At 63.0% G+C, this 8,507-nt stretch carries 5 protein-coding genes; all 5 read right to left on the reverse strand.

All coding sequences use genetic code 11. The annotated features are described in order from the left end of the window. Positions 1–28 precede the first annotated feature (28 nt). Positions 29–4,222: an S-layer family protein gene (locus Q0082_RS19360; protein WP_298195238.1), complete on the reverse strand. Its 4,194-nt coding sequence runs from the start codon at positions 4,220–4,222 to the stop codon at positions 29–31. Between the two features lie 86 nt (positions 4,223–4,308). Then, positions 4,309–5,640 (reverse strand): CsgG/HfaB family protein, encoded by a 1,332-nt coding sequence (locus Q0082_RS19365; RefSeq protein WP_298195239.1) that lies wholly within the window; start codon positions 5,638–5,640, stop codon positions 4,309–4,311. A 65-nt stretch (positions 5,641–5,705) separates the two neighbouring features. Next, positions 5,706–6,242, reverse strand: a complete 537-nt coding sequence (locus tag Q0082_RS19370) for a hypothetical protein (RefSeq protein ID WP_298195240.1) — start codon at positions 6,240–6,242, stop codon at positions 5,706–5,708. A gap of 651 nt (positions 6,243–6,893) precedes the next feature. Beyond that, complete coding sequence (locus Q0082_RS19375; RefSeq protein ID WP_298195241.1) at positions 6,894–7,079, reverse strand: hypothetical protein; 186 nt, start codon at positions 7,077–7,079, stop codon at positions 6,894–6,896. Further along, positions 7,076–8,440 (reverse strand): EAL domain-containing protein, encoded by a 1,365-nt coding sequence (locus Q0082_RS19380; RefSeq protein WP_298195242.1) that lies wholly within the window; start codon positions 8,438–8,440, stop codon positions 7,076–7,078. Before Q0082_RS19380 ends, Q0082_RS19375 begins: the two co-directional genes overlap by 4 nt. Between the last annotated feature and the right edge of the window lie 67 nt (positions 8,441–8,507).

Consider the following 8,507-nt stretch of genomic DNA (forward strand, 5'->3'; position numbering starts at 1 on the left):
GAGGCGCGCCGGAATTCCTGTGTCAGCCTTACGGCTGGACGTAGCTGACGTTCACGTTGTTCCCACCAACGGTGAGCGTGCTCGTCGCGCTGTTGCCATAGGCCGCCGCGCCAATGGCGTTGCCATTGACCGAGAGGCTGCTGGCGCTGACCGGCCCGGTATTGCCGGAACCCGACGTGCTACCGGCAGCATAGTTGACCGTGTACGCATAGGCGGAGACGTCACCGCTATTGTACTGGTTGCTGGCGATGGCCGAGGTGGTGGGTGTCGCGCCGCTGTTGAGCGCCGAGACCGACATGCTGTTGGTTGCAGCGTTGCCGTAACCGACCGCCACCGCGCTGTTACCACTGATGGTAAGCGACGCGTTGATGATCGACGGTGCCGTTCCCTGCGAGCTGGCGTTCCCGATGTTGAAGTTGGGGAACGCGAAGCCAGCTGTAGCAGAAACCGACCCGGTGTTGGTCTGCTCGTTCAGGACGGCAAAGCTGGCCGACACATGATCGGTGCTGTTGCCAGGGCCCGTACCGGTTACGGTAGCTGTTCCGCCAGTGTTGGCGTTTGCGAGGTTGGTCGCCGTAGCCGTGAGCGAGTTGGTGGCATTGTTGCCACCCGCACGCGCCGTCACCGAATTGCCGGTAATCGAAACCGCCGAGGTGTCGATCGGGCTCGGGTCGGTGCTGCCGGCATTGTAGCCCGCAACCGACACGTTGGTGAAGGTCGCCGCTTGCGCGGTGACCTCTGCACCGCTGGCCTGCTGGTTGAGCACCGCGGCAGACGCGGTGTCCGACACAGCCGACAGCGCCAGGCTGTTGACCGAGCGGTTGGACAGCGCGGTTGCCGCCGTGCTGTTGCCGCTTACGGTGACAGTGCTGCGCAGAATACCATCCGACGGAGTGTCGTTATCCTCCATGAAGGCACTGTTGCCGTCACTGTTCTGGGTCAGGGTCACCGCTGTCGCGGATACACCAGCACCGCTTGCAACCGCCTGCACATTGTTGACGACATGGTCAGCCTGCACGGCGAAGAGACCGTTACCCGCTGGGTTCGTATCAGCGGCCCCTCCAGTGACGGTCGAAGCCAATCCCGTGTCGGCCGCCAGCGTCACCTTGTTGGTGGCGGTGTTGACGGTCGCAGTCGCCGTGTTCGAATTGCCGCTCATGGTGAGCGACGAATCGGTGTTGGCGGCCGGAGCCGAGACCATCATATCCGATACTGCGTTGACGTTGACCTCATAGTCGGCGGACTGGCTCGACAGCAGCGCACTGCTGGCCGAGATGCTGCCGCCGGCCAGAGCTACGCTGTTGGTGGCGGTATTGCCAGTCGTGGTTGCGGACTGCACGTTATCCGAAACGGACAGCGTGCTGCCGGTCACATCGCTGGTGTCATTTGTGTTGCCCGGTGCGCCGACACCCAGGGTCTGGATGCCGTAGCTGGCGGTGACGCTCGTCGAGAGATCGCCGGTGGCCAGGCTTTGCGCATTGGTCAGGGCGTGGTCCGCCGTAGCCGACAGGCTTTGATTGACACCATTATAGGGGTCTGCGGTGGCACCGTTGACCTCGTCAGCCGCCGTTAGCGAGCTGGCGCCGGTCACGGACAGGCTGTTGGTGGCGGCATTGCCGGTCGCCGAGCCGGTGAAGGCATTGCCATCAACCAGGATCGAGCTGTCGGCGATGTCGCGCGCAACCTGTACCACAGCGCCACTGTAGGTGGCATTGTCATTGTCGGTGAAGCTGCTGATTTCCGACGTGATGCCGCCCCTGCTGGTCTGCGCATTGACCAGAGCCGATGTGGTGGCGAGGTTGGTGGCCGACAGCGCAACGGCGTTGGACGCCGTGTTGCCGGTAACCGCCGTGCTGGCCGCGTTATCCGACACCGAGACGGTGCTATTGGTCACATTGCCCAGCGTTTGGTCGTCGAGGCTGCTGGCGGTCACGGTGAACACTGCGCCGACCTTGCTCGACAGAGCCGAGTCCGATCCCACCGTCTGGGCATTGACCAGAGCCTGATCGGCGGTGGCGACTGCACCCGAGCCAACGACGGCAGTCGTTGCGTCAGTATCCGTACCACGATTGAGGTTGGTGGCGGAGACCGTCAGTGCATTGGACGCACTGTTGCCCTTGATGACGCCAGAGGTCAGGTTGTCGGCAACCGTCACGCTGCTGTTGGTGATGTCGTGACCAACGGTGACAATCACACCGCCGGTGCCCGGCGTGCCGGCGGTCGCTGCCGTAGCGCCACTCGTGTAAGAGGCGGAGAACGACGAGATCGCGGTAAGCTGTTCCCCTGCATCCAGCGTAATGACGCCCGAGGCATAAGAGAAGGCCAGGCTGGGATATGCGGCTTGCAAGGCATCCCTGTCGGCCTGGGTGCCCGTCGCCGTGCCGCGGAAGTTATAGTTACCGGGATCACCCGTACTCGTACCCGTGAACGTGAAGCTATGATCAGTACCGGGCGTGGCCGCCGTGGCTGCCGTGCCGCCCGAACCGATCACCAGTGTCGCATCACCCAGCATCGACTGACTGTTGGCAATGCCCGCCGTGGTCGACACATTCGTGCCGGTCAGCGTGATCGCATTGCCACCCGACAGAGTCTCGTTGCCAACCGCGCGCGCCTCAAGGGCGTTGTTGCTGGAGGTCACGCTCGAATCGAGCACATTGCCGCCAATGCTGGTCAGGATCGAGGTGCCAGCCTGACGATACGTTGCCGGCGTGGTCTCATCGACCGAATCGACCAGATGCGCGACGATCTTGCTGTCCGCACCGACAGTCTGCGCGTTCCCGACCGCGAAGGCGGAAGAGGACGAAGCTACGCCATTGACCAGGTTCACGTTGGTGGGAGTAGCGGCACCATCCGTGGCCGTGCTGATCGTCGTGGCGTTCACGGCAATGCTGTTGCCGGCACGGTTGCCAACCGCATCCGCCAACGCCGCGTTGCCCGAAGCGGTCACAGCCGAACTGGCCTTGACGTCCCCCGTGATGACGTTCGACACGATCGGACCGACACCGGCGCCATCGGTGATAGCCGCCGTGACGGTGACATCACCGGTGAGCTTCTGCATGGAAGACACTGCGGCGACATTGCCGTCGACGGGTGTGGCGGCATCGCCGGTCGATACGCTGTTTGCGGTGATGGTTGTCGCATTGACGCCTTCGTTGCCGCGCGCCAGTGCCTTGAAGGTGTTGCTGTCGTTGTGGAGAACCGAGCCCGACATCGCGCCATCGATCAACGCCTGCGAGCCGGAGTTTCCGGGGTTGTCCCGGACAGTCGCGGAAACCGATGCCGCGTTGTCATCCGTGCCCGCCAGCTCCTGATTCGACGCGATGGCGTAGCCAGCATCTGCCTGCGACCCTACGCCCGTCAAGGCTCCGCCGTTGTCGGCCGCCAGAGTCAGGGTGTTGCCGGTGATGCTCTGCGTGTTGGCGACCGAGTTGGCGACGCCGGTTGCAGACAGCGTGTTGCCGGTGATGCCGACAGTGCTGTCGCTTAGCGCAATGCCCGCGTCTTCGCCGCTGGTCACCTGACCCGTGTCGAAATGAAGCTGCGACGAGGCGACCGACGCCAAGGTCGATTCCAGGCTCTGCTGTGACGAACCGATCGCAGAGGATCCACTGCTGTTGTTGGCGGTCGCAGCGATCGTGTTCACGCCGGAGTTGAGCACCCCGGTCGCGGTCGAACTGTTGCCAGCGATCTTCGCCGTGCTGGCCGACGCGCCATGATCGAGATCGATCTCGAAATCCGTGTCACTGACTACCCCGGCGTTCACACTGCTGCTCTGCTGGGACAGTGCGATGCCGATATCGGTCGAGGAACCAACCAGGGGGCCCTGGATGTCCGAAGACGAAAATCCGCTCACGCTGGAGGTGCCCGAACCGGTCACGTTGTTGAGGTCGCCATTGACCGTCAGCGAGGCCGTATTGGCATAACCCGTCGCCGAGGAGCTGTTGCCTGTGCCGGAAGCATTGCCGACACTGACCGTGCTGTTTTGCAGCGCGAACGCTGCAGCATCATTGTTGTTGACCGTTACATTGTTGGCGCCGGTTGTTTCGCTGCTCGCTAAGTAGCCGTTTGACTGCTGCTGAACCGTGATCGAATTCGACGAGGTCTGAGTTGCGGTCGAAGGCGTCGGATCGGCCAAGGCACTGGTGGCGGTCATGGCCGCGATCAGCGCTGTACCAGCACCGGTCAGAAGCTGCGCGCGCCGCTTTCTGGATTGTATCGACATGGAATATCCTTCCAAAAGTTAATGGATTTGGTTAATTTGAACCTGTTGATTTGCCCCGGGTCCAACCCCCTGCTGTGGCCACCTCCCTATTTACGGATCTGAATTCTCGCGATTTCCTGCATCCCGGGACCGTCGCGATGAATGGACGTGTCGGCCTTGTCGGGACGCCAGGTGACGCTGATGCCGGCTGGCGCGATGCCGCGATTGGCAAGCGCCGAGACCACTGCGGCAAGGCGTCCGTCGAGCAGACTGTCCCGCTTGGCAGGGTCCCAATTCTCGGTGTCGCGTGCGATGATCATCACATCGACGGGCCCCTTGGCGGCGGCCTGAACGATCTGGTCGAGCACCGCCTGGGCGTTGCCCATCAGGGCCGTATCGCCAAATTCGAAGCCGATCTGGAGCATGGCGCCCGAAGGCGCGGCGCCGGCAGAAGTGAGGTCGTTGAGCGTGGTCACCTGCTGCCCGGTCAGTGCCGAGGCAGCGGAAGGCGGCGGCGGGGGAGCGGGCGGCGTAACAGGCGCGATCTGCCCCGCCGGTTTGGCCAGTGCGCGACCCCGCAATTGATCGGCGGTGAGATCCGGGATCGTCTCGAGCCGCTGCGCCATGCAGGTGGACGGATCGACCTTCGCAACCGCCGCGATGAGTTTCATCGTTGCTTCTTCAAGCGCCGTGCGAACCCCGAGTTGCAAGGGCTCTTGCCCCTTTGCGCCGACATTGATGTCGAACAGGGTGGTGCCGAAGAAGCGGAAGACGTTGGCGCCGATCTCGTAGCCGGTGAATTGCTTGGTCAGGCTGACGGTCTTGATGACCTCGAGCGACCGGGAATTGACGATGCGCAGATCGACCGCGACGCTTTCGGTGAAGACACGCGCCTTGGGGCCGACGTTGTTGATCTCGATCTCGCCGCCACCCGAGCGGATATCATAGTTCAGTTCGGTGATGCCGCCGACGATGTAATAGTCTGACCTCGTAATGCTGCCGCCGAAATAGGGCAGCCAGGGCACGCGATTGCCGTTGACCTCATGGACATCGCCATCACCAAGCTGGCGCCGGTCGGTGTAGCCGAGTTCACGTTCGGCGATGGTGGGATCGAACCGTTCGGCGATGGCCAGCGGCCCGCCGATCTTGCCGAGCGCCGAATAGACCATCAGGGCTCCGCCCTGGGTGATCGCATTGCCCTCGTTGATGGAATATTTGCCCGTGTAATCCTTGACATCCCCGACCGCGATCACGCGGCGCGGGCCGTTTTGCGCAACCAACTGGTCACCAAAGCAGGCGAGCGCGGCTTCCATCGGCGAGCGATTGTCGCGCACTGGCGTTCCGATGGGGGTCGGCACCTCACCGGGAGCGAGGCGTTGGGAGGCAAGGCCGGGATGCAGGATCGTGCAACCGGACAGCGCCAGGGCCATGGCGGTCATACCACCGATGGCGGAAAATTTTCGGAACAGGGTCGATTGGCGGAACATGGTCATGAAACCGCCCCTCAGTTCAGCGAACTATATTGGCAGGCGGTCGACCCCGTCACGGACGCGGTCTGGTTGCCCGAGTTCGTCTGGCTGGTGTTGAGCGCCTGATAATTGTCGCCGCGCACGCTGGTGGAGATGTCACCGGAGGCGCCCGAGCTCACAGACCCTGCATTGAGCTGATCGGTGCTCGTGCTCGCCAGAGCGGTCGTGCTGGCGCTGGTCAGGCTCGTCGAGCTGTCGTTGCCGGTCGAACTGGATGAGTGGCCAGTCGTGCTGGGCGAATTGGCGACGGCGCTGGTCGAAGACTGGTTGCCGGTCGCAGTGGCCGCGACGGAGCAATTATACTGCCGGTCGATATAGGTGTTGTAGACCGGCGCGGCATAATAGCCGTTCGCCTTCTTCTGGCGCAAATCCTCGAGATAGGCCTTGTTGACCTTGTCCGTCGTCGTCTGGAACTGCCAGCCGACATTCTCGCCCAGATTGTTGGCGAGGGCCGAGGTGGGCGCCAGCAGGGCGAGGATCAGCGCACCCGAAATCAGGGGTGAAATTTTCATTGGGAACATACTCCGGAGAGACGTGGGGAAAGAGCCGGAACGTCCGAACCGGCGGGGCCGAACGTGGGATCGGTGCGCAAAGCAAAGGCGGACACACCGATGGAATTTGCCGGGACGACCCTTGCTCCGGACAAGGATGCGGACGGGTTTCTTGCGACCCGTCTCGCATCCTCACCTGGCGTCCTCTCCCGTGGACCCCTTGAAGGGCGATGGATGGACTGCTTTGGCCAGATGGCGAGACATGACGCCCTGAGCGCCTGGTGGACGCGCTTTCCGGCACCATGCCTCGCCTTCCCGTGGTGCGACCCGAGGGAACCGGCTTGAAAGGGTAACGGCCGGGCAACGGAGGCCACGAGAACCCGATGGGCTACCTCCCGGAGTCGGCTGAAGAAGGTCGAAGAGAACCGGCCGCTCAATGAAACAGCCTCCACCCCGCCCAGATGAGCCCTCCCCAGAATAGGACCGCGAGAGGAAAGCCCAGGATCACCATCAGCGGTGCGAGCGGGCTCGGCCCACCGTCATCATCCTGAGGGCCTGTGAAAAGCTGGTAAGGATCACGTTGTGATTGAGCCCAAGGCGAGCCCCGAGGCGAAGACGATGCTTCGCTGCTGCTCCACCCGGCTGCTGGCTCATTCACTGGCCCGGGCCCGCTCATGCGAACGCCTGCCAAAGGGCAACAATGCCCCACCAGAGCAAGCCGCTCAGCGGAACCGCGAAGAGTATTCCGCGGAACGTTCCTGCACCGCTCGGCCAGTCTTCGACCGGCGCATCAGGTTCAGCGGGTGTGACCAGCCAGGTCCAATGCCCGCCATGAGGATGGCGATCATCACCAGTCATGAGCGACTCCGTGAGGAATAGGGGAATGCAGTGCCGAGGTCGGCGGCAGTCACGTCGCCAAAGGCTTGGCCGCCTGACGTCCTGCGCCAGCTTCGCAGCAACGATGGCCGCCCCCAGTGATAGCCCTGCTGCCAACGCCCCCCGGCGGCGAGCACGATGCCTGCCTGCTCCGCCGTCTCGACACCCTCGACGATGACGACCGCCCCCAGAGATTGCCCCACACCGATGAGGTGCGTGAGCAAATCACGGTCGGCACCGGAAAAAGCAGCCCGCCGAACGAAGAAGCGATCGATCTTTACGAAGTCCGGCGAGAAGGCCAGCAGCTGGCGGATCGAGGCATAGCCCGTCCCGAAATCATCAAGCGCGATGCGGCATCCCAGCCGCCGCATGCCCGTGACAAAACGCACCGCTTCGGAAACGCCCGGCAGATCCGCCGTTTCGGTGATCTCGAGAACAAGACGGCGCGCCACATCGGGCATGGCCAGAAGGCGGGTCCTGATCTGATCCCACCAGACATCGGATCGCACCGAGCGCGCGGAAATGTTGGCCGCAAGAACGACGTCGGGCGACCCTTCCAACTCGTCGATGACGCGGGACACAACATAATGATCGACGACCCGCACGAAGCCGAGCCGCTCAAGCGCCAGAAACACATCCCCCGGCGAGTGGGTATTCCCGTCATTGTCGAGCAGGCGGACGAGTGCCTCACGATACAAGACACCATCACCCCCGTCCGCGTTGCAGACAGGCTGCCAGGCAAGCGCCAGTTCCCGGGGGCGACGATCATCGGAAGCACCCGACATAATCCCCGACAACAGGTCGGTAACGAGACCCATGTCGCTGCGGTAGCGATCGGACCAATCGCTGCGATCATCGGGCCATGAACCGCAAAAGCCGAGATTGCAGACGCCAGAGTTCCCCGCCTCGAACACGCCCGCCTGCATCAGGGCATCGGGAATTTCCCAGCGACCGCTGATGCACAGATGAATGGGGCCCACTGGCGTCTCGAAGGACAGCAGCGGCACGAGCCAGCAGAACTCATTGAGCCATTTCCGGCAGGCGTCAGAAAGCACGCCGCAGCCCAAAGCCTCGAAATTCCAGACCAGGAGATCGATCTCGCCGTTCGCTTCGGGCACGACGATCCCATCCTCGCGAAACAGGTCCGTCAGAAGGCGATGGATGCCAGCAAGCGCGCAACGCGCGCCGTCCTCGCCATAGGCTCGGCGAATGTGCGCGTAATTTTCGATGCGGATCACGAAATGGACGGCGTCGCTATCGGATATCCGCTTGGGGCGGCGCAGCGAATGCACGTTGCCGGCCGCCGAGCCGTTCCCCTCCCGATTGTGCGCCACCTGGACCATTCAGACCCCCCCGAAACTCGTCGGGTCGAACCGGCGAGTCTGTGACGGTCTATCCAAAACTGTATCA

The sequence above is a fragment of the Novosphingobium sp. genome, assembly GCF_027489515.1.
Taxonomy (GTDB): Bacteria; Pseudomonadota; Alphaproteobacteria; order Sphingomonadales; family Sphingomonadaceae; genus Novosphingobium.

Coding starts and splice junctions, on each gene's coding strand:
- Q0082_RS19360 (WP_298195238.1), bottom strand. CDS start 4,222: ATGTCGATACAATCCAGAAAGCGGCGCGCGCAGCTTCTGACCGGTGCT.
- Q0082_RS19365 (WP_298195239.1), bottom strand. CDS start 5,640: ATGACCGCCATGGCCCTGGCGCTGTCCGGTTGCACGATCCTGCATCCC.
- Q0082_RS19370 (WP_298195240.1), bottom strand. CDS start 6,242: ATGAAAATTTCACCCCTGATTTCGGGTGCGCTGATCCTCGCCCTGCTG.
- Q0082_RS19375 (WP_298195241.1), bottom strand. CDS start 7,079: ATGACTGGTGATGATCGCCATCCTCATGGCGGGCATTGGACCTGGCTG.
- Q0082_RS19380 (WP_298195242.1), bottom strand. CDS start 8,440: ATGGTCCAGGTGGCGCACAATCGGGAGGGGAACGGCTCGGCGGCCGGC.